This window comes from Brevundimonas sp. GW821-FHT10E09 (assembly GCF_058809375.1).
This window is the reverse complement of sequence record NZ_JBXASO010000006.1, coordinates 52,337-73,395: the sequence shown is the minus strand read 5'-3', so window position 1 is coordinate 73,395 and position 21,059 is coordinate 52,337. Positions and strand designations below refer to the sequence as shown.

Sequence of the window (21,059 nt, the reverse complement as noted above, 5' to 3'; positions counted from 1 at the left end):
ACCCAAGATATCAGGCGCTGACCAGCAGGGAAAGTTGCCGCGCCGAAACCTCCCGGCCGCCTTCCTCGATCTCGCGATCCAGCAGGCGGGTGGGGTAGTCGCCGGTGAAATAGTGGTCGGTGTACTGGGGACGGGCGTTGTTGCGGCCCGTCTCGCCCATGGCGCGGTACAGGCCGTCTATGGACAGGAAGCCCAGCGAATCGACCTCCAGCAGTTCGCGCATCTCTTCCAGCGTCTTGTTGGCGGCCAGCAGCTGGGCGCGTTCCGGCATGTCGATGCCGTAGAAGTCAGGGAAGAGGATCTGCGGACTTGCCGAGCGCAGGTGGACTTCCTTGGCGCCGGCGGCGCGCACGGCGCGGACCAGTTTGACCGAGGTGGTGCCGCGCACGATCGAGTCGTCGATCAGCACGACCCGCTTGCCTTCCAGCGCCGACTTGTTGGGGCTGTGCTTCATGCGCACGCCCTTCTGCCGGGCGCCCTGACTGGGCTGGATGAAGGTGCGGCCCAGATAGTGGCTGCGGATGATGCCCATCTCGTAGGGGATGCCGCTCTCCTGGGCGTAGCCCAGGGCCGCCGGCACGCCGGAGTCGGGCACCGGCACCACGATGTCGGCCTCGACACCCCATTCGCGGGCCAGGCCCCGGCCCATCTCCTTGCGGACCTCATAGACCGAGCAGCCGTTCACGACCGAATCCGGGCGCGAGAAATAGACGTATTCGAACAGGCAGGGACGGGCGGCGCGGGCCGGGAAGGGCTTGATCGATTCCAGGCCGTTTTCGTCGATGACCACGACCTCGCCGTGTTCGACGTCGCGCACGAAGGTGGCGCCCATCATGTCCAGGGCGCAGGTCTCGGACGCCAGCACCCAGGCCTCGCCGACCTGGCCCAGCACCAGCGGGCGGATGCCCAGCGGGTCGCGGGCGCCGATCATCTTGTGACGGGTCTGGGCGACCAGGGCGTAGCCGCCCTCGATCCGCGCCAGGGCGTCAATGAAGCGGTCGACGATCTTGGCCTTACGGCTGCGGGCGATCAGGTGAAGGATGACTTCCGAGTCCGACGTCGACTGGAAGATGGCGCCTTCGCTGACCAGCTGGCCGTGCAGGAATTTGAAGTTGGTCAGATTGCCGTTGTGGGCGATGGCGATGCCGCCCTGGTCCAGATCCGCGAACATCGGCTGGATATTGCGCAGGAAGCTGCCGCCGGCGGTCGAATAGCGGGTGTGGCCCACGGCCGCGCGGCCGGGCATGCGGGTCATCAGGTCGGCGCCGCCGAAGGCCTCGCCCACCAGGCCCTGGTGGCGTTCGGTGTGGAAACGCTCGTCCTTGACGCTGGCGATGCCGCAGGCTTCCTGGCCGCGATGCTGCAGGGCGTGGAGGCCCAGGGCGACGATGGCCGAGCCTTCGTCCTCGTCCGCCCCCCAGACGCCGCAGACGCCGCACTCCAGCCGCAGCTGGTCGTCCTCCGGCTCGCGCCAGTGCTCGCGGTGGACGACAGGATCGGCGATATGGTGGCGCATCGTGGGGCTCCGATGACCGGGGGAAACTTAAGGGGCGGCTTCGCGCGGCGAGTTAGTCTCGGATTGCGTCCGAGGCAAGGCTTCGTCGTTCGAAAACCCTTTGCGCACGGATGAATCGACCACGGGCGTGATCGCATCGGCGCCCCGCCCGATGCCGGGCAGGATGATCTGGATGGCGCGGGCGCCTACGGCGCTGACCTTGTAGAGGGCCGCCTCGCTCAGCCAGCGCGGCGTCCGTTCGCCCGGCATGGCCGCGACGATGACCAGATGGACGGCCCCCAGCAGCACCAGGGCCCGGCCCGCGCCGACAAAGACGCCGATGAACCGGTCGATCCCGCCCAGCTGCGGATGCGCCTGCGCCCGCTTCGACAGGAAGGAGCCGAACAGCCGGACGCCGAAATAGACGATGAAGAAGGCGACCACCGCCGCCAGTACGGTCCCCGCCCAGTCAGGATTGACCAGGGCGCGCCCCAGGATCGCCGTCCACGGCAGGGTCACCAGCGCCACCAGCGCGGCCAGCAGGGCGCTGAGCAGGGTGATGATCTCGCGCACCCCGCCGCGCACCCAGCCGGCGGCGGCGGAGAACAGGATCACCACGATGGCGAAGACGTCGTAACCGGTCACTCAGGGGTCCAGCGGCTGTTGCGTGCGTCTAATAGCGGTTTTGCGAGATTCGTTCGACCACATCCGTCAAACGCGTCGCCGACGTCACCTTGACCCCCTTGGTCTTGCCGCCGTTCTGGGCCAGGGGCGGGCAGAGCACATGTTCAAAGCCCAGTTTCTGGGCCTCCCGAACCCGCGCCTCGGCCCGGCCGACGCTGCGGACCTCGCCTGACAGGCCGATCTCGCCGAACACGACACAGCCCTGGGGCAGGGGCATGTCCAGGGCCGAGCTGATCAGGGCCGCCGCCGCCGCGAGGTCGGCCGCCGGCTCGTTGATCCGCAGGCCGCCGGCGACGTTCAGATAGACGTCCTTGTCCCCGAACCCCAGGCCGCACCGGGCCTCCAGCACCGCCAGCAGCATGGCCAGGCGACCGGAGTCCCAGCCCACCACCGCCCGCCGCGGCGTGCCATAGGCGGACGGGGCCACCAGGGCCTGAATCTCGACCAGCACCGGCCGCGATCCCTCGATCCCGGCGAAGACGGCCGCGCCGGGCGCCCGGTCCTTGCTGTCGCCCAGGAACAGGGCTGACGGATTGGCGACTTCCCTCAGGCCGCTGTCGCCCATTTCGAACACCCCGATCTCGTCGGTGGCGCCGAACCGGTTCTTGCCGGCGCGCAGGATGCGGAACGGATAGCCGCGCTCGCCCTCGAAGGTCATGACGGCGTCGACCAGGTGTTCGACCACGCGCGGCCCCGCGACCTGGCCGTCCTTGGTGACATGCCCGACCAGAACCACCGCCACCCCTTGGGTCTTGGCCAGCCGCACCATCTCGCCGGCGCAGGCCCGGACCTGGGTGATCGAGCCCGGCCCGCTCTCGTGAACGTCGGACCACAGGGTCTGGATCGAATCGACGATGACGATGTCGAACTGTTCGCGCTTCAGCGTGCCCAGGATGTCGCGCAGCGCCGTCGCCGCCGCCAGATTGACCGGCGCCTGTTCCAGCCCCATCCGCTTGGCCCGCGCCCGGATCTGTTCGACCGCCTCCTCGCCCGAGATATAGGCGATGCGCGCCCCCCGCAGGGCCGCCTTGGCCGCCACCTCCAGCAACAGGGTGGACTTGCCCACCCCGGGATCGCCGCTCAGCAGGATGGCCGAACCGGGCACCACGCCGCCGCCGCAGACCCGGTCGAACTCGGCCACGCCCGTGGTGATGCGGGGCGGTTCGGGGGTGTCGGATTGAAGCGTCTCGAACTGCAGGCCGCGCCCGCGCGCCGAGGCCGCCGCCGACGGTTTGATCGCGCCCGGCGGCGCCGACCGGCTCTCTTCCGTCAGGGTGTTCCACTGGCCGCACGACGCACACTGGCCCGACCATTTGCCGTGGACCGAGCCGCAGGACTGACAGACATAGAGGGCGGAATCGCGAGCCATGGGCATCCTTTAGCAGGCCGAAGGGCGGACGGACCGCTCAATCCGGTGGCCCTTTGCACCGTCGTCACGTCATTTCCGGTCGCAACCGCAACCTTTGCCGTAGTTCCGGGTTGAGATCGTGTCGCAAATGGCTTGCGTCGTCAGGTGACGTGACGTCAATATTCCGCTTCGCCCCCACTGTTTTACAGGCCCTTGTCCATGACCGAACCCTCCACCCCGTCGACGCAACCCGCCGTCGATCCGGCCCTGATCGCCCGGGTCAAGGGCATCATCCTGCAGCCGAAGACCGAATGGGCGCGCATCGACGGCGAGTTCGCCACGACCCGCAGCCTGTTCACCCGCTACGCCATGATCCTGGCCGCCATCGGCCCGATCTGCAGCCTGATCGGCGGCCAGCTTCTGCCCCTGTTCGGCACGCCCATGTCGATCCTCGGCGCGCTTCTGGTCGCGGTGGTCAGCTATGGGCTGTCCCTGGTCGCCGTCTATCTGCTGGGCCTGATCATCAACGCCCTGGCCCCCAGTTTCGGCGGGGCCAGCGATCCGGTCCAGGCGATGAAGGTGGCGGTCTATTCCTATACGGCCATGTGGCTGGTCGGGGTCTTCGGCCTGATCCCGATGCTGGGCGTCCTGGCCATCCTGGGCCTGTACAGCTTCTATCTGCTGTACCTGGGTCTGCCGATGCTGATGAAGGTTCCGGCGGACAAGGCTGTCGGCTACTTCATCGTCACGGTGATCCTGGGCCTGGTCATGACCTTCATCATCAACGCCATCGTCGGCATGATCGGCGCCAGTTTCTTGGTCGCCGGCGCCGGCATGGCGGCCATCACCGGCGGTTACTGACCGACATAGGCGCGGGGAACGCGGACGGTGACGGCGGTCAGCAGTTCATAGCTGATGGTCCCCGCCGCCGCCGCCGCCGCATCGATGGGGCGATGCGCCCCGAACAGTTCGACCCGGTCGCCGACCGCGACCTCCAGCCCGGTCACATCGACCGTGCAGACGTCCATCGAGATCCGGCCCAGCAGCGGCCGGGTCTCGCCTGCGACCCAGACCGCGCCGCGCGGCCCATAGGCCCGCAGAACCCCGTCGGCATAGCCCGCCGCGACCACAGCCGCCCGCATCGGTCGTTCGGCCACGAAACCGCGCGAATAGCCGACACTCTCGCCCGCCCGCACGTCGCGCACCAGCAGGACCTCCGCCGTCAGGGCGGCGACGGGGGCGATCCGCTCGTCCGGCCGCCCCTCAGGTCCCCCGCCGTACAGGCAGACGCCCGGCCGCACCGCGTCGAAGGCGAAATCCGGCCCCAGGAAACAGCCGCCCGAATTGGCGAAGGACCGCGTCACGCCCGGATAGCGTTCAACCACGCCCGCGAACCGGTCACGCTGACGGCGGTTCATCGGCTGGTCCGGTTCGTCGCCGCAGGCCAGGTGGCTCATGACCAGGCTCAGCCCGTCAAAGGCCTCGGGCGCATCCTCCGGCCGGAAGCCCAGCCGGTTCAGGCCGGTGTCGATCTGAATGCCGCAGGCTCCGCCGCCGGCCTCGGCCCACGCCTTCATCTGCGCCGGCTGGTTCAGCACGGGCCGCAGGTCCGCCGCCTTCAACAGCCCCGCCGCCTCGCCGTGACAGCCGTCCAGCACATAGAGGACGGGTTCCGGGCCCAGCGCCGTCCGCAGGGCTGCGCCTTCGCCGGCCCGCGCCACGAAAAAGGTCCGCGCCCCTTCCGCCATCAAACGTTTCGCACAGGCCTCGGCCCCCAAGCCATAGGCGTCGGCCTTGACCACCGGATGCACCGGCACGCCGGTCACGGCCTCCAGGGTGTGAAAATTGCGGGCGAGCGCGTTCAGATCGACGGACAGCAGGGCGGGGGAGGGCATGGCGGCCCTTATTGGCGCAACTTCCCGACGATGGAAGGCCTGACCCGATCAATCCTCGTCGCTGAACGGCGGCGGCAGTCGCCCGGACTTGAAGATGATGGTCGGCTGTTCGTCGTAGTCGCCCATCTCGGTGTCCGCCGAGACCGAAAAGGCCACAACGCCCAGCCGCAGGGGCGCCAGCCGCTCGGCCTTGCGCCGCGCCTCCTCGGCGTCCTTGCAGCCCACCTGCGGCTCGGCCTTCAGCCCCTTGCCGCGCCCCTGAACATAGGTCTGAAGAATATAGACGGTTTCGCTGGCCATCCGCACCCAAGGGGCCTGTTCGCGGCCGAGGTCAACCGCCGCCGTCTATTCGTAGCTGACTTCCTCATAGCCGTGCGCCAGGTTGCCGAACCGCACCGTCTCGGCGTCGAAGGCCAGTTTGACGATGCCGATGGGGCCGTGGCGTTGCTTGCCGATGACGACCTCGGCCTGGCCTTGCAGCCGGTCCATGTCCTGCTGCCATTGCAGGTGTTCCTCGGTGCCTTCGCGCGGCTCGGCCCGGCCCAGGTAGTAGCTTTCGCGATAGACGAACATCACGCAGTCGGCGTCCTGCTCGATCGAGCCGGATTCGCGCAGGTCGGACAACTGCGGCCGCTTGTCCTCGCGCTGCTCCACCTGACGCGACAACTGCGACAGGGCGATGATCGGCACCGACAGCTCCTTGGCCAGGGCCTTCAGGCCGCCGGTGATCTCGGACACCTCCTGCACCCGGTTCTTCTGCCCGCCGCTGTCGCCGGTCGTGACCAGTTGCAGATAGTCGACGATGATCAGGTCCAGCCCGTGCTCCATCCGCTTCAGCCGCCGCGCCCGGGCCGCCAGCTTGGACATGGACAAACCGCCGGTGGCGTCGATGTACAGGGGGCTCTCGCCGATCTCGACCGCTGCGTCGCGCAGCTTGCCGAAGTCGGTGGCGTCGATCTCGCCCTTGCGCAGCTTGTCGGAGGACACGCCCGAGGCGTCGGCCAGGATCCGCATGGCCAGCTGTTCGGCGCTCATTTCCAGCGAGTAGAAGGCCACCACCCCGCCGTTGACCGTCTTGCGGCCCTCCGGCGTCGGCTCCCACTGATAGGCGCGGGCCACATTGAAGGCCATGTTGGTGGCGAGCGCGGTCTTGCCCATCGACGGACGGCCGGCGAGGATCAGAAGGTCGGAGGGGTGCAGCCCGCCCAGCTTCCGGTCCAGGTCGTTCAGGCCCGTCGCCAGACCCGCCAGCTTGCCTTCGCGCTGATAGGCTTCTGCCGCCATCTGAACGGCGCCGGACAGGGCGTGGGAAAAGCTGACGAAACCGGACGACGGCTTGCCGGTCTCGGCGAGCGAATACAGGGTCTGTTCCGCCTGTTCGATCTGTTCGTCGGCGGGCGTCTCGGGATTGGGCGCCTCCTTGATGATCTCGCCGCCGATACGGATCAGGTCGCGCCGCAGGGCCGTGTCATAGACCACCCGCGCATAGTCCGGCGCATTGGCCGCCGGCGGGGCCCGGTCCACCAGATCGGCGAAATAGCGCAGGCCGCCGAACTCCTGGAAGGCGGGGTCCTGCTTGAACCGCTCCATCAGGATGGTCGGCTCGGCCAGCATCCCCTGGCGGATATGATCCTCGATCGCCTCGAACAGCCGCTGGTGGAAGGGCTCGTAGAAATGCTGGCCGCGCAGCCGGTCGCTCAGGCGTTCGAACACGCCGTTGTCGAACATCAGCGCGCCCAGCAGCGCCTGTTCCGCCTCCAGATTGTGGGGCATCGAGCTGACGCCGCTGGAGTCCATCGGCGAGGACGAGAAGGGCATGGGGGCGAACGCGTTCATTGTCTTAACGCTCTAGCCCTGACACGCGCCTGCGTCAGTCGTGGACGTCGCTTCGACCGTGGACAGATCGTCCACCCTGTGGGCGAACGGGAATTCCTCAGTCGGGGCGATCAGGCGCCGGCGGTCAAGACTGCCATGGCGAAGATCCAGAACGTCCATTTCAGCCCGATCGCCTGACAGGCCGCTCGACCGCGCGATACGGGGCGCTCCAGCAGATAGGCGCCGGTCACGACGCCCCATATCCAGCTTGAGACCGCCAATCCCAGCCAGCCGTTATTCCAATGGATTCCGATGACATAGACGGCGAAACCCGCTGCGACGCCCGGCCAGGCGCGTTTCAGGAACCGTTGCGACAGTTCTATCGGAACGAGGGTGAACAGCGCAGCCTCGGCGGTCATCAGGGCCAGGCCCAGTGCGAACAGGGCGGCGGGATGAAGTCCCTCCGGCGTCTGCACGGCGTCGACCTCATCCGGCCCCAGAATCAGCCCGAGCCCGGTCAAGCCGCCCACTATCAGCAGCGCGCCTCCGATGAATATGATCGCGGATCGAGGCGCGGACGTTCGCACCGTCCTGCCTTGGGTCATGCGGGGCAGGGATATTTCTCGGCCATCCACTCACGCACGGCCTGGGTCGTGCTGATGCCGCGCCGCTCGGCGGGGATGGCGTTGAACCGGGCCAGAATGGCGTCGGCTGACAGGCCTACCTTGTCCGGCATACAGGTGGCCGAGCGGCGACCGGCCGCTGTGGCCGCCGTCTGTTCCGCGCGCACCGTCTGCACTGCCCCGCGAAACTCGCCCATCAGCCGCCGGGTGTCGGGCCGCAACAGGGCGGTGGGGTTGCGGGGAATGCCGTTCGCCGTCGTCAGAAACTCCTGCACCGTCATGGCGCGCGCCGTCCCGGCCACGAGCGACAGGGCCAAGGCCCCCGCGATGATCCTGGTCTTCATTGATCCCCTCCGAACAAGAGGGCCAGATTGAGCGGCGATATGTGGCGCAACGGCGGCGCGAATCTCGTGTGGTTCTGAAGCTTCGGTAATGTTTCCGCTCGGCATTCTCATCACGAAAAAGGAGCGCTCCGGCGAGCGCCTCTTTCGTTGCTCCAGATTGGATCAGAAGCTGTAGCTGAGCCGCGCGTACAGGAACCGACCGTTGAAGCCGAACGGCGAATAGCTGGGGAAGCCCACCGACCCGGTCGCCCCGTTCAGGGCCGCCGGCGTATATTCCGGATACTCGTCGAACAGGTTGTTCACCCCCACCGCAAGACCGACCCCGTATGGGAACTGATAGCGGCCTTCCAGATCGATCAGGGTCTTGTCGCCGGTCTCGTAGTCCAGGCTGGCGGCGTTGTTGGCGACCAGGACGCTGGCGTAATAGGTCGCCTTGGCCGACACGCCGAAACCGCCCAGGCTCCAGTCGATCCCGCCGACCACCTTGGTCTTGGGCGTGCCCTTCTCGAACGCCAGGATGTTGGACCGGTCGAACAGGAAGAAATCCGACGTCGGAATGCCGATGGAGGGCGTCTCCGGCGTCTTGTCCACCGTCGTCTCGTTGTAGTTTCCGGCCAGGGTGAAATCGAACCGGCCGAGCGTGTCTGTCGGCAGGCGATACCGACCGACCACGTCGATTCCCTTGGTCGTCGTGTCGACGCCGTTCAGGAAGAAGCGGGCGGCGCTGACGCCGAAGGGCGCCAGCAGGGTCTGGACCGCCGTGGTGGTCGCTGCCGACTGGCTGGGGCGCGTCGTCCCCAGGCTCTCGGAATAGATGATCCGGTCTTCAAGCTCGATCTGATAGGCGTCGATGGTCAGTTCGAATCCGCCGGACCGGAACACCGCCCCCACCGAATAGTTGACCGAGGTCTCGGGCTCGAGCGGCTTGGAGCCGAGGGCCAGGGCTACGGGGTCGTCCACGCGGAAGGTGCCGGCCTGGATCAGGCTGGTCACGGGCAGGCCGCCGATCAACTGGGTCACCAGATTGGTGGCGGTATAGCTGAAATACTGCTGCTGCAGGGCCGGGGCGTGGAAGCCGGTGGAGACCGCGCCGCGCAGGGCGAAGGCCGGCGAGAAGTCGTAGCGCGCCGAGACCTTGCCGGTGAACTGGTCGCCGAAATCGGAATAGTCTTCGTAACGGCCGGCCACGCCGACCGTCAGCCCCTGGGTCAGCTTGCCTTCCAGATCGACATAGGCGCTCCAGTTGTTGCGGTCCTCGTCCGCCGCATTGGCCGGCGAGAAACCGGGGAAGCCCTGGGCTCCGCCGCCGCCGGCGCTGGGTCCGCGATTGTAGGAGGCGGGCTCACCGGCATAGACCTCGAAACGCTCGGTCCGGTATTCGACCCCGAAGGCCAGATTGACCGGTTCGATCAGCCCGAACTCCAGCGGCCTGACGCCATCGACGCCCAGCGTCAGTTGGTCGTACTTCAGCCCTCCGGCCTCGAACTCCTGCTGCGACGCCGCGCCATACGAAGCGTTCAGCGAGTTGGTGACGCGATAGTCCAGCACATTTCGCCCGTAGCCGACCGAGACGTCCCAATCGATCCCGGCCGCCTCGCCCTTGACCCCGCCGTACAGGTTGTAGTCGACGATCTGGGTGTTGATCAGCGGCAGGAAGCCGTTGGGATAGATGGCCAGGACATTGTTGGCGTTGTTGTAGGCGCGGGCGGTCGCGCCGGATTCGCTTTCCTTGTGTTGGATGCCGCCGAAGGCATAGGTCTCCCAGTCGGCGTTGATCGGCTTGCCGGCGTTGAACCACAGCGACTGGGATTCCACCGCCGGATCGCCGAACCGGCCCAGGACCGTGTTCGTCGACGTATTGCCGACCACGGCCGACGGCGCGGCGTAGTCCGAACGGTTGGTCGGATCGCGTTTCTGCAGTTCGCCCGACACGGTGACGAACCCGTCCTCGCCCAAGGGCAGGCCGATCCAGCCGGACAGGGACGTCTGTTCGCCGTCCGTGGCCTCGTGCGATCCGCGCGCGGTGTCGTATTCGGTGTCGTAACGCCCATGGTTCAGCGTCAGTCCGCCGCCGTCGCGGGCCTGGCGCAGACGCAGGTTGATCACCCCGGCGATGGCGTCGGAGCCGTACTGGGCCGAGGCGCCGTCGCGCAGCACCTCGACGGATCCCAGGGCGACCGAGGGAATGGTGTTCAGATCGAAGGCCGTGGATCCGCGTCCCAGGGCGCCGTTCACATTGACCAAGGCGCCGACGTGGCCCCGCTGTCCGTTGATCAGCACCAGGGTCTGGTCAGGGGCCAGACCGCGCAGGGTCGCCGGGCGGACGTGGTCGGAACCGTCCGAGATGGCGGGGCGGGGGAAGTTGATCGACGGAGCGGCGGCGGCCAGGGCGGCGGCGGTCTCCGTACCCGTCCCGCTGCGGGTCAGGGTCTCGCCGGTGATCACGTCCACGGGAGCGATCGTGTCCAGCCGGGTTCGACCTATGGCGCGGGTGCCTGTCACCACGATCTCGCCGATGTCGGCGGCGTCCTCCGCCGGTGTCGCCTCCTGGGCGAAGGCGAGCGGCGCGGACATCAGCGCGCTGGTGGAGACAAAGGCCAACAAGACGGAACGACCGGAATTCAGCTTCATGACTATCCCCAAACGACAGCGGCCTGTTGGGAGGGGCGACGACCGGCCACGATTTCGACACCCGGGCCGGGATGGGAGACGCAATAAAATGGTCGCGTCGTCGACAAAGCTCAGCCTTAGTTGAGAGTGTTCACCGGTATTTACATCGGTCAAGAAAGGAGTTTGCGCAAACTCTCATCGCCGCCCCAAACCTTCGTGGCTGTTGCAAACTTGTCATGGATTGCGTGAAGGCGCGCCCGGCCTCCTGCCGAGGGCCCACGCAGCAAAAAGGGCGCGTTCCTTGCGGAACGCGCCCCTGATGTTTCCGGCGATCCGGCCTCGAAAGGCCGGCGGGATCAGGCTTCGTCGCCGAAGCCTTCCTGTTGACCGGCGCCGCCTTCGATCAGTTCCTGGGCCGATTGCTCGGCGGCCTGGCGCTCATCGTCGAACTGGCTGCGGATCACGTCCTCGCCCTTGGCTTGACGCTCGGCTTCATCCATCGAACGGGCGATGTTGATCTTGACCGATGCGCGGACCTCGGCGTGCAGGCGAACCGGCACTTCGTGGACGCCCAGGTTCTTGATCGCCGTGTTCAGGACGATTTGCGAACGCTCGACCTTGCCGCCTTCGGCCTGGATGGCCTCGGCGACGTCGCGGCCGGCGACCGAACCGTACAGGTGACCGGTTTCACCGGCCTGACGGATCATGATGTAGGTCTGGCCGTCGATCTTGTCGGCGACCTTCTGTGCATCGGCCTTGTTCTTCTCGTTGCGTTGCTCGATGGCGACGCGGTCGAGTTCGAACGCCTTCAGGTTGGCGGCGGTGGCCCGACGGGCCTTGTCGCGCGGCAGAAGGAAGTTACGGGCGAAGCCGTCCTTGACGGACACGACGTCGCCGATGGCGCCGAGATTCTCGACGCGTTCCAGCAGAACGACCTTCATCTTACTTCACCACATACGGCAGGAGGGCCAGATAGCGGGCGCGCTTGATGGCCTTGGCCAGTTCGCGTTGCTTCTTCTGGGAGACGGCGGTGATGCGCGAAGGCACGATCTTGCCGCGTTCGGAGACGTAACGCTGCAGCAGCTTCACGTCCTTGTAGTCGATCTTCGGCGCATTGGCGCCCGAGAACGGGCAGACCTTGCGGCGGCGATAGAAGGGGCGGCGGCCGGCGGCGCCGGAGCCGGCCGGGGCGCCCGGGGTCGGGGCGGTGGTGTCGGTCATGTTCCGGTTTCCTTATTCGGCGTCAGCGGCGGCGTCGTCGCGCGGGGTGCGCTCGCGCTCACGCTCGCGTTCACGCTCGCGGCGGGCCAGCAGCGGCGACAGTTCCAGGTCGAGTTCCTCGACGCGGACGGTCAGCCAGCGCAGCACGTCTTCGTTGATGCCCAGCTGACGCTCGACTTCGGCCATGGCGGCCGGAGGGGCGTCGACGGCCAGCAGCGAATAGTGAGCCTTGCGGTTCTTCTTCACGCGGTACGTCAGGTTGCGCAGACCCCAGTACTCGATCTTGGCGACGGAACCGCCACCTTGCACGATCAGGTCCTTGATGGTGTCGTTCAGCGCTTCGGCCTGCTGCGCCGAGATATCCTGGCGCGTCATGACCGTGTGCTCGTAAAGAGCCATGCGGTAGTCTCCCTTGTGGGCGTCGGCGTGGAAACGACCGGGTAAGTCGATCCCCACGATGGCTCCTGGCGCGGCGGCCGGACCGAACGTCCAACCCTTTGGTGTTCCACGACAGGACCGAAGCCCTGGAAAGGCGGGGCCTATAGGGGAAAAGGGGGCGATGCGCAACATTTCTCCCTCCCCCTCGGGGGAGGGTGGTCGAGCCGCAGGCGAGACCGGGTGGGGAGGGCGGGGCGACCCATCACAGATCTGTCCCGATTCCGGCAGTGCGCCCCTGCCGGGCCGCCCCCGCCCCGTCGCTGCGCGATCGTCCCTCCCCATGAAGGGGAGGGAGAATTCCTTGTGACGTCCCGCGACCCCGCCTAAACCAACCCCATGCCGAAGTTGACGTCCGCGGTCGATCCGCAAAGCCCCAAATACAAGTCCCTGCACGCGCACAACAGCGCCCTGGTCGCCGAACTGCGCGACCATGTGGCCCACGCCGCGCGCGGCGGGTCCGACAAGTCGCGCGAACGGCATGTGGCTCGAGGCAAGCTGCTGCCCCGCGACCGGGTCGAGCGTCTGCTGGATCCCGGCTCGCCCTTCCTGGAGATCGGCCAGCTGGCCGCCCACGCCATGTACGACGGCGAGGCCCCCGGCGCCGGCCTGATCACCGGAATCGGCCGCGTCTCGGGCCGCGAGGTGATGATCGTCGCCAACGACCCGACGGTGAAGGGCGGCGCCTACTTCCCCATGACGGTGAAGAAGCATCTGCGCGCCCAGGAGATCGCCGAGCAGAACCGCCTGCCCTGCGTCTATCTGGTCGATTCCGGCGGGGCCAACCTGCCGCACCAGGCCGAGGTCTTCCCCGACCGCGACCATTTCGGCCGCATCTTCTTCAACCAGGCCCGGATGAGCGCCAAGGGCGTCGCCCAGATCGCCTGTGTCATGGGCCTGTCCACCGCCGGCGGCGCCTATGTGCCGGCCATGTCGGACGAGACGATCATCGTGCGGAACCAGGGCGCCATCTTCCTGGCCGGCCCGCCCCTGGTGAAGGCCGCCACCGGCGAGGTCATTTCGGCCGAGGAACTGGGCGGGGCCGAGACCCATGGCCGTCGTTCGGGCGTGGTCGACCATGTGGCCGAGAATGACGAACACGCGCTGGAGATCGTCCGCTCCATCGTCGCCAATCTGAACACGACCAAGTCCGTGGACATGGACGTGCGCGAACCTCGCGCCCCGGCCTTCGCCGCCGAAGAGCTGTACGGCCTGATCCCCGACGACGTCCGGGCCCCCTATGACGTGCGCGAGGTCATCGCCCGCCTGGTCGACGGCTCCGAGTTCGACGAGTTCAAGACCCTGTACGGCTCGACCCTGGTCTGCGGTTTCGCCCGCATCTGGGGCTATCCGGTCGCCATCCTGGCCAACAACGGCGTCATCTTCTCCGAAAGCGCCCAGAAGGGCGCCCACTTCATCGAACTGGCCTGCAAGCGCAAGATTCCGCTGCTGTTCCTGCAGAACATCTCGGGCTTCATGGTCGGCGGCAAATATGAGGCCGGCGGCATCGCCAAGGACGGCGCCAAGCTGGTCACCGCCGTCGCTTCGGCTGAGGTGCCTAAATTCACTGTCCTGATCGGCGGCAGTTTCGGGGCCGGAAACTACGGCATGTGCGGCCGCGCCTATTCTCCGCGCTTCCTCTTCACCTGGCCCAACAGCCGGATCGGCGTCATGGGCGGCGAACAGGCGGCCAGCGTCCTGGCCACCGTCCACCGCGACGCCGAGACCTGGAGCGCGGAAGACGCCGAGGCCTTCAAGGCCCCGATCCGCCAGAAATACGAGGACGAAGGCAATCCCTATTACGCCACCGCCCGCCTGTGGGACGACGGCGTCATCGACCCGGCCCAGACCCGAGACGTCCTGGGCCTGGCCATTTCCGCCAGCCTGAACGCCCCGATCCCGGAGACCACGTTCGGCCTGTTCCGGATGTAACCTATTCTTCCGCCCCCCGTTGCAACGCGGACCCTCAGTTTGGAGATGACCATGGCCGATCAACCCACCGACGCCGACCTCAACGCCCTGGACGTCACCGACGCCGAGGAAGCCGAGATCAACCGCATCGCCCATCCGCTGCTGGCCGACGCCGCGCCGGACGCCAATGACGACCTGGTGCGGATCGACGCCACCAGCGACGGGGTGGTCTTCATCACCCTGGACCGGCCCGAGAAGAAGAACGCCTTCGACGCCGCCACCATCGCCGCCCTGCACGAGGCCTTCGAGACCCTGCACGGCGCCGACCACGTCCGCCTGGTCTTCATCCGCGGCGCGGGCGGGACCTTCAGCGCCGGGGCTGACCTGAACTGGATGCGCGACGCCGCCGACTGGTCCGAGGCCGACAATCGCGACGACGCCCTGGGTCTGGCCCGGATGCTGAAGGCCCTGCACGACGTCCCCGCCCTGACCGTCGCCCTGGTCGAGGGCGCCGCCATGGGCGGCGGGGCCGGCATCGTCGCCGCCTGCGACATGGCCGTGGCGGTCGAGGGCGCGCGTTTCGCCTTTTCCGAGGTCAAGCTGGGCCTGATCCCCGCGACCATCGCCCCCTATGTCATCGAGGCCATCGGCGCGCGGCGCGCGCGCCAGCTGTTCCTGACCGGCAACAGTTTCGACGCCGACTACGCCGCCCACGCCGGCCTGATCGACCTGGTCCTGCCCGAGGGTTCGGTGGATGAGTTCGTCGCCATGCTGACCGACAGTCTCAGCGGCAACGCCCCCGGCGCCATGGGCGAGGCCAAACGCCTGGTCAACGACATCGCCGGCCACAAGATCGACAGCGGCCTCTTGGACGACACCGCCAAACGCATCGCCCGCGCCCGCGTCTCCCCCGAGGGCCAGGAAGGCGTCCGCGCCTTCCTGGACAAGCGCAAACCCGACTGGGCGGTTTAGGGGCAGGGCAAGCCTCACAGGCCCCCTCCGTCTCGCCGGCTTCGCCGGCGATCCGCCTCCCCCAAGGGGGGAGGAATGCGAGCACCGAAATCCTCCCCCCTTGGGGGAGGTGGCGCGGCGCAGAGCGCCGTGACGGAGGGGGCCCGAACGGCGCCAACTGTCACAATGACGCTGGTCTCACCCCAGCGATTCCAACCGCTTGTCAGATTCTCGCCCCGACTTCCCCGCCTGGGCTTCCCCACCCCCTATAATCACGCCCGGTCTCGTCGCTTGGAGGGCTCGCTTGGCCTGCGACCTTGCGGCGGCGGGAGCGGATGGAACGGGAGCGGGGGTGCAACTCCTCCGCGCCGACGGCGTCTCAGGACGTCGCCGGAGGGTCGAGGGGGATACTCGATCGCACTCGGGACGGGGTTTCGCAGACCCTGCCGACCCGTCGCAGGCTTATGGGGTTAGGCGATAAGACCGCCACCGCTCGGCGCCCCGAGCTTGCAGGCCAACCAACCGCGCGGGGCGTCAAACCTTCGTCGAAACGGTATTTCTAGATCAAACTCCGGGCGAAGGCCCGGCGCCCCGCCCAGCCCTCCGCTTCCAAAGGGCCTCCAACTCCGCCGAAGGGACGGAGCGCCTCCGTTCGTCTGCACGACGCTGCGGGAACGGGCTGAAAGCTTGTCCGTTGATGTCGCGCCGACGCCTTGATCCGGCCCGAAACACGGTGCGGTATGGTGTGGCTTGAAGCCTGTTCTCCTCGGATGATTATGCAGACCCGATCGATCGTGCTCGTCGCCGCCCTGGCCCTGTCGGCCTGCGGCAACCCCACCAATTCCAAGGCGCAGGAGGGCGAGTTCGCCCAGCCGACGCGCACCGCGCCCAGCGATGCGGCGGGGATGAAGTCCAGCTTCGCGCCGGTGGTGCGATCCGCCGCCCCGGCCGTGGTCAATATCTCGGCCCGCAGCGTCCAGCGGGTCCAGGCCGATCCCTTCTTCCAGTTCTTCGGCGGCGGCATTCCCCAGGCGCGGGTGGCGGAATCGGTCGGGTCGGGCGTGATCGTCCGCTCGGACGGGATCGTCGTCACCAACAACCACGTCATCGACGGCGCCCAGCAGATCAAGGTCGTGCTGAACGACCGGCGCGAGTTTCCCGCCACCGTCATCCTGGCCGACGAGCGCAGCGACATCGCCGTGCTGCGGCTGGAGAACGTCAGCGACCGGCTGCCGGTCCTGGCCATCGACGATCAGGAGGAACAGCAGGTCGGCGATCTGGTCCTGGCCATCGGCAATCCGTTCGGCGTGGGCCAGACGGTGACCAACGGCATCATCTCGGCCCTGAACCGGACCGAGACCGGCATTTCCGACAGCGGCTCCTTCATCCAGACCGACGCGGCCATCAACCCCGGCAATTCGGGCGGGGCCCTGGTGGACATGGACGGCGACCTGATCGGCATCAACACCGCCATCTTCTCCCGCTCGGGCTCGTCCGCCGGGGTCGGCTTCGCCGTGCCCGCCGCCATGGTCAAGCGCGTGGTCGATTCGGCCCTGGGCGGCGCCAAGGCCGTGGTTCGTCCCTGGCTGGGCGTGAAGGGCGACACCGTCACCGGCGACATCGCCGGCAGCCTGGGCCTCAGCCGGCCGCAGGGACTGGTCGTCACCGACGTCTACGCCAACGGTCCCGCCGCCCGCGCCGGTCTGCGCCAGGGCGATGTGATCACCGCCGTGGACGGTCAGGAGATCAACGACCAGAACGGGCTGAACTACCGCATCGGCTCACGCAATCCGAACGATCAGGTCCAGGTCGCCATCCTGCGCGACGGCCGGCCCCAGACCCTGACCGCGCGGGTCCAGACCCTGCCCGGCGACGCCGACCCCCGCCAGGGCGTCGTGATCCAGTCCGGCCCCTTCGCCGGGGCCCAGGTCGTGGCCCTGAACCCGGCCCTGGCCGACCGCCTGGGCGGCGACCCGTTCGCCACGGGCGTCATCGTCACCGGCGTGTCGGGCCGGGGCTACGCCGCCCGCGCCGGCTTCCGCCAGAACGACCTGATCGTCAGCATCAACGGCCGCGCGATAGCTTCGGCGCGCGACGTCGAAGCCGCCGGCGCCGGTCGCGGCCCGTGGGAAATCGTGGTCAATCGCGGCGGGCGCCAGATTCGGGGCGTGTTGCGCTAAGAAGGCTTGCTCTGCGCTGTCCGGCGATTACCTTGGATTGGCGACCTGCTCGCTGAGGTCGTGGCGAATTCAGGGGAAGGGAGCGGCGTGAACCACGGGGTTGGTCTGACCTGCGCGATGGGACTGGCTCTCTCGCTTTTGAGCTTTGGAGGCGCCGAGGCCGCCTACCGTGACGATCTGTGCCATCAGGCCACGCCGGAGACGTTTGTTCTGTCCGGGCCCATCGATGCGGCCATGACCGCCTGCGTCGAAAGCCGTTTCGCCCCTACGACAACCGAACTGATTCTGACCAGTCGTGGCGGCTCGGCGGATCAGGCGATGCGGATCGCCGAGGGGTTTGAGGGGCGGCGTCTGACCATGACGGTCAAGGAGGAGTGCAACTCCTCCTGCGCCAACTATTTCCTCCCTCTGGCGGGTCGGCTGATCGTTGAGCCGGGCGCGGTGATCGTGATCCACGGCGGTATTGATCCCAGCCTGATCTCGCGACAGTTGGTTCCGGACGGCGGAATGGCCGCTGCCGGGGTCGATCTCCAACCGATCGCGGAACGTCAGCGAGCCTTCGTTGCGCGTAACGGAATCAATCCCGGTTGGCTCATGTACCGAGAAGCCAACTCCTTGAGCGTCCAACGTCTGGACGGCGAACTGGCGAATGCCGATGCGCGCACCAAGGCCTGGCTGGTCGAGGAGACGATGGCGAAATCCTGCCTGCCGAATACGGTGGTCGAATACCGGACCGACCGGCGCGGCGAATGGCTCAGCGAATCCCGTCGGCGTGCCCTCCGGCGTCAGAATATCGCCCGCTCCAACACCGTAGGTTGCAACTGATGACGCTTGAGCTCAACGTTCTTGAAGTCGAGGCTGAGCCAAGCCGTCTGTTGTCGCAGCCATGAGCGAACCAACCGCCTTCGAGTTTTTCATTGCGGCGGTCGGCCTTGCGGTCTTCCTAGTCGCCGCCTGGAAACTTGCCTCCTGGTTCACCAGACGGGGCCAAATCATACGCCCTCTCACTCTGATGGATTCCCTCATGACAAAGACGGAGAAGGTTGCAGCCAAGAAGAGACGGGCGTTGGGGTCTTCTGAAAAGGACGTTTGACCTCCTCTCAGCCCCTCTTCGGTCCGCCGATCAACCAGGTGTGGCCGAAGGGGTAGCACGTCCTGAATGCCGGTGTATTCCGGGAACTCGTCGTTCAGCATCAGGCTGGCGCCGTTGATCTTCAGATGGGCGTGGATCAGCCGTTCGCCGTCGTCGGCTAAGCGTCGATCCAGCACCTCGGCCCCGAAGGCGATGATGTAGAAGTCCACGGCCGCCGAGGCCCCGCGCGACGGAATCGTCAGGTGCGGGGTCAGTCCTGCGGTCGGGCCTTGGTTCGGATGGGCGTCGGTCATGATCGATCTCTGTAGCGCTGACCCATACTAACGGGTGAAAACCGCTTTAGGCACGACTACATAGGTCGCAATGACCGACCTGTTCGAAGCCTCCGGCATATTGCCCCCCGACGCGCCCCTGGCCGACCGTCTGCGCCCGCGCACGCTGGACGAGGTGGTGGGGCAGGATCATCTGCTGGGGCCGGGCGGGCCGATCCGCCGGATGATCGAGGCGGGGCGTCTGGGCTCGATGATCCTGTGGGGGCCGCCCGGCACCGGCAAGACCACCATCGCCCGGCTGCTGGCCCAGGCGGCGGGCTATGAATACCAGTCGATCAGCGCCGTCTTTTCCGGAGTCGCCGACCTGAAGAAGGCGTTCGAGGCGGCGCGGATGCGGCGGGCGGCGGGGCAGAGCACCCTGCTGTTCGTCGACGAGATCCACCGCTTCAACCGCGCCCAGCAGGACGGCTTCCTGCCCTTCGTCGAGGCCGGGGTCGTCACCCTGGTCGGGGCCACGACCGAGAACCCCAGTTTCGAGCTGAACGGGGCGCTGCTGTCGCGGTCCCAGGTCTATGTGCTGAAGCGGCTGGACGATGCGGCGCTGGATCAACTGTTGAGCCGCGCTGAGGCCCATATGGAAAGAGGCCTGCCGCTGTCGCCGGAAGCGCGCCAGGCCATGCTGGCCCTCGCCGACGGCGACGGACGCTATCTGCTGACCATGTCGGAGGTGCTGTTCGACCTGCCCGCCGGCGAAACCCTGGACGTACAAGGGCTGGCCGGTGTGCTGCAGCGCCGCGCGCCCGCCTATGACAAGAGCCGGGAAGAGCATTACAACCTGATCTCCGCCCTGCATAAATCGGTGCGCGGGTCGGACCCGGACGCGGCCCTGTACTGGCTGGCGCGGATGCTGAACGGGGGCGAGGACCCGCTGTATCTGGCGCGGCGGATCGTGCGGATGGCGGTCGAGGACATCGGCGAGGCGGACCCCCTGTCGATCCTGGTCGCCAATGCGGCCAAGGACACCTATGACTTCCTGGGCAGCCCCGAGGGCGAACTGGCCCTGGCCCAGGCCGTGGTCCACCTGGCCACCGCGCCCAAGTCGGTCGGGGTGTACGAGGCTTTTAAGGCAGCCAGGAAAGCGGCCTATGAGACGGGATCGCTGACGCCTCCCGCCCATATCCGCAACGCTCCGACCAAGCTGATGAAGTCTCTGGGCTACGGCAAGGGCTACCAGTACGACCCGGACACGCCCGAGGGCTTTTCCGGCGCGAACTTCTTCCCCGACGAGATGGAACGCCGCACCTTCTACAAGCCCAAGGGCGAGGGGCATGAGGAGAAGGTCAAGGCGCGGCTGGAGCGCTGGGCCGAGATGCGGGCGCGGCTGGCGAAAGATGCGGCGGTGGACGGGGCGGGGGACTGACCTCTAGAAGCCCCCGATGACAACCCGCCAGCCCGTCGCCCTGTCCGAGGATGAGATCGCCGCCGTCCGGTCGTGGGTGATCCATGAGGACGCCCATGTCATCGCCTTCTCGAAACCGTCCGGCCTGTCCAGCCAGGGCGGGCGGATCCAGGCGCATACGCTCGACGATCTGTTGTGGGCCTTCGCCCGGTCGAACGGCAAGCGGCCGGAACTGGTGCATCGGCTGGACCGCGACACCTCGGGCGTCATTCTGGCGGCCAAGACCAAGCCGGCGGCGGGGTTCCTGGGCAAGGCGCTGCAGATGCGGCGGTTCCGCAAACAGTATCTGGCCCTGCTGTCCGCCGCGCCGGAGCCGGCGTCCGGGACCATCGACGCCCCGCTGCGGCGCGAGGAGATCGGGCGCGAGTCCTATATGCGGGTCGTCGCCTTCGACGCGCCCGGCGCCCAGGGTTCGCAGAGCCGATATCGGACCCTGGCCGCCAACGACCAGGGGGCGGTGGTCGAGCTGGAGCCGCTGACGGGGCGGATGCACCAGCTGCGGGTTCACATGGCCCATCTGGGCCGTCCGCTGATCGGCGACGTCCGCTATGGCGGGGCGCTGACGACAGAGGTCGGCCCGGCGCCCCGCCTGATGCTGCACGCCGCCAAGCTGAGCTTTCCTCATCCCGAAGGCGGGACCACCACGGTCGAGGCGCCGCCGCCGGCCGATTTCGCGCGTTTGCGTTCGGCGCTTGGCCTCTAGTCTGGGCCTCTAGACGGAAC

General features: G+C 67.5%; 20 protein-coding genes. 7 read left to right on the top strand and 13 right to left on the bottom strand.

What is annotated here, in order from left to right:
- Window positions 1–10 precede the first annotated feature (10 nt).
- The 3 genes from purF to radA are packed head-to-tail and all read right to left on the bottom strand — an operon-like array spanning window position 11 to window position 3,548.
- Window positions 11–1,516 carry an amidophosphoribosyltransferase gene (gene purF / locus AC1RSI_RS07330; protein WP_008260342.1) on the bottom strand — a complete coding sequence of 502 codons (1,506 nt, stop codon included), beginning with the start codon at window positions 1,514–1,516 and terminating at the stop codon, window positions 11–13.
- A gap of 27 nt (window positions 1,517–1,543) precedes the next feature.
- Window positions 1,544–2,140: a CvpA family protein gene (locus tag AC1RSI_RS07325; protein WP_008258948.1), complete on the bottom strand. Its 597-nt coding sequence runs from the start codon at window positions 2,138–2,140 to the stop codon at window positions 1,544–1,546.
- 28 nt (window positions 2,141–2,168) lie between these two features.
- Complete coding sequence (radA, locus tag AC1RSI_RS07320; RefSeq protein WP_035307418.1) at window positions 2,169–3,548, bottom strand: DNA repair protein RadA; 1,380 nt, start codon at window positions 3,546–3,548, stop codon at window positions 2,169–2,171.
- Between the two features lie 198 nt (window positions 3,549–3,746).
- On the opposite strand from radA, the gene AC1RSI_RS07315 reads away from it, so the two are divergent.
- A complete protein-coding gene (locus tag AC1RSI_RS07315) occupies window positions 3,747–4,388 on the top strand; it encodes a Yip1 family protein (RefSeq protein ID WP_154726153.1) in 642 nt (213 codons plus the stop codon).
- On the opposite strand, the gene alr is transcribed toward AC1RSI_RS07315, so the two are convergent.
- From alr to rpsF, 9 genes are all read right to left on the bottom strand, one after another.
- Entirely contained in the window at window positions 4,382–5,422 is a 1,041-nt protein-coding gene (gene alr, locus AC1RSI_RS07310; protein WP_035307421.1) for an alanine racemase, read from the bottom strand. The two genes, AC1RSI_RS07315 and alr, sit on opposite strands and share 7 nt — an antisense overlap.
- Window positions 5,423–5,470: 48 nt before the next feature.
- Window positions 5,471–5,722 (bottom strand): hypothetical protein, encoded by a 252-nt coding sequence (locus AC1RSI_RS07305; RefSeq protein WP_154726154.1) that lies wholly within the window; start codon window positions 5,720–5,722, stop codon window positions 5,471–5,473.
- Window positions 5,723–5,767: 45 nt separating this feature from the next.
- Window positions 5,768–7,258, bottom strand: coding sequence for a replicative DNA helicase (locus AC1RSI_RS07300; protein WP_035307425.1), 1,491 nt, complete (start codon window positions 7,256–7,258; stop codon window positions 5,768–5,770).
- A gap of 110 nt (window positions 7,259–7,368) precedes the next feature.
- Entirely contained in the window at window positions 7,369–7,758 is a 390-nt protein-coding gene (locus tag AC1RSI_RS07295) for a hypothetical protein (protein ID WP_154726155.1), read from the bottom strand.
- 80 nt (window positions 7,759–7,838) lie between these two features.
- Window positions 7,839–8,204: a hypothetical protein gene (locus AC1RSI_RS07290; protein ID WP_035307429.1), complete on the bottom strand. Its 366-nt coding sequence runs from the start codon at window positions 8,202–8,204 to the stop codon at window positions 7,839–7,841.
- Window positions 8,205–8,366: 162 nt separating this feature from the next.
- Complete coding sequence (locus AC1RSI_RS07285) at window positions 8,367–10,835, bottom strand: TonB-dependent receptor plug domain-containing protein (RefSeq protein WP_154726156.1); 2,469 nt, start codon at window positions 10,833–10,835, stop codon at window positions 8,367–8,369.
- Window positions 10,836–11,170: 335 nt separating this feature from the next.
- The gene (rplI, locus tag AC1RSI_RS07280; protein WP_008261897.1) at window positions 11,171–11,755 is read right to left on the bottom strand and encodes a 50S ribosomal protein L9; all 585 of its coding nucleotides are present in this window, start codon (window positions 11,753–11,755) and stop codon (window positions 11,171–11,173) included.
- A 1-nt stretch (window position 11,756) separates the two neighbouring features.
- Window positions 11,757–12,035 carry a 30S ribosomal protein S18 gene (gene rpsR / locus AC1RSI_RS07275; protein WP_008259463.1) on the bottom strand — a complete coding sequence of 93 codons (279 nt, stop codon included), beginning with the start codon at window positions 12,033–12,035 and terminating at the stop codon, window positions 11,757–11,759.
- 12 nt (window positions 12,036–12,047) lie between these two features.
- On the bottom strand, window positions 12,048–12,434 hold the full coding sequence (gene rpsF, locus AC1RSI_RS07270; protein ID WP_040349448.1) for a 30S ribosomal protein S6: 387 nt from the start codon (window positions 12,432–12,434) through the stop codon (window positions 12,048–12,050).
- 375 nt (window positions 12,435–12,809) lie between these two features.
- Between rpsF and AC1RSI_RS07265 the strand changes: the two genes are divergently transcribed.
- The 4 genes from AC1RSI_RS07265 to AC1RSI_RS07250 all read left to right on the top strand — a co-directional run bounded on the left by AC1RSI_RS07265 (window position 12,810) and on the right by AC1RSI_RS07250 (window position 18,337).
- Window positions 12,810–14,402, top strand: coding sequence for a carboxyl transferase domain-containing protein (locus AC1RSI_RS07265; protein ID WP_154727077.1), 1,593 nt, complete (start codon window positions 12,810–12,812; stop codon window positions 14,400–14,402).
- Between the two features lie 51 nt (window positions 14,403–14,453).
- Window positions 14,454–15,353 carry an enoyl-CoA hydratase-related protein gene (locus AC1RSI_RS07260; protein WP_040350026.1) on the top strand — a complete coding sequence of 300 codons (900 nt, stop codon included), beginning with the start codon at window positions 14,454–14,456 and terminating at the stop codon, window positions 15,351–15,353.
- Window positions 15,354–16,108: 755 nt separating this feature from the next.
- Complete coding sequence (locus AC1RSI_RS07255) at window positions 16,109–17,512, top strand: Do family serine endopeptidase (protein ID WP_035308170.1); 1,404 nt, start codon at window positions 16,109–16,111, stop codon at window positions 17,510–17,512.
- Between the two features lie 87 nt (window positions 17,513–17,599).
- Complete coding sequence (locus tag AC1RSI_RS07250) at window positions 17,600–18,337, top strand: hypothetical protein (RefSeq protein WP_492793334.1); 738 nt, start codon at window positions 17,600–17,602, stop codon at window positions 18,335–18,337.
- A gap of 12 nt (window positions 18,338–18,349) precedes the next feature.
- On the opposite strand, the gene AC1RSI_RS07245 is transcribed toward AC1RSI_RS07250, so the two are convergent.
- Window positions 18,350–18,898: a VOC family protein gene (locus AC1RSI_RS07245; protein ID WP_230307667.1), complete on the bottom strand. Its 549-nt coding sequence runs from the start codon at window positions 18,896–18,898 to the stop codon at window positions 18,350–18,352.
- Between the two features lie 70 nt (window positions 18,899–18,968).
- Here AC1RSI_RS07245 and AC1RSI_RS07240 point away from each other — a divergent pair, with 70 nt between their 5' ends.
- Together AC1RSI_RS07240 and AC1RSI_RS07235 are read left to right on the top strand one after the other, a co-directional pair.
- Complete coding sequence (locus AC1RSI_RS07240) at window positions 18,969–20,297, top strand: replication-associated recombination protein A (protein WP_154726445.1); 1,329 nt, start codon at window positions 18,969–18,971, stop codon at window positions 20,295–20,297.
- A 16-nt stretch (window positions 20,298–20,313) separates the two neighbouring features.
- The gene (locus AC1RSI_RS07235; protein ID WP_154726446.1) at window positions 20,314–21,039 is read left to right on the top strand and encodes an RluA family pseudouridine synthase; all 726 of its coding nucleotides are present in this window, start codon (window positions 20,314–20,316) and stop codon (window positions 21,037–21,039) included.
- Window positions 21,040–21,059: the final 20 nt, after the last annotated feature.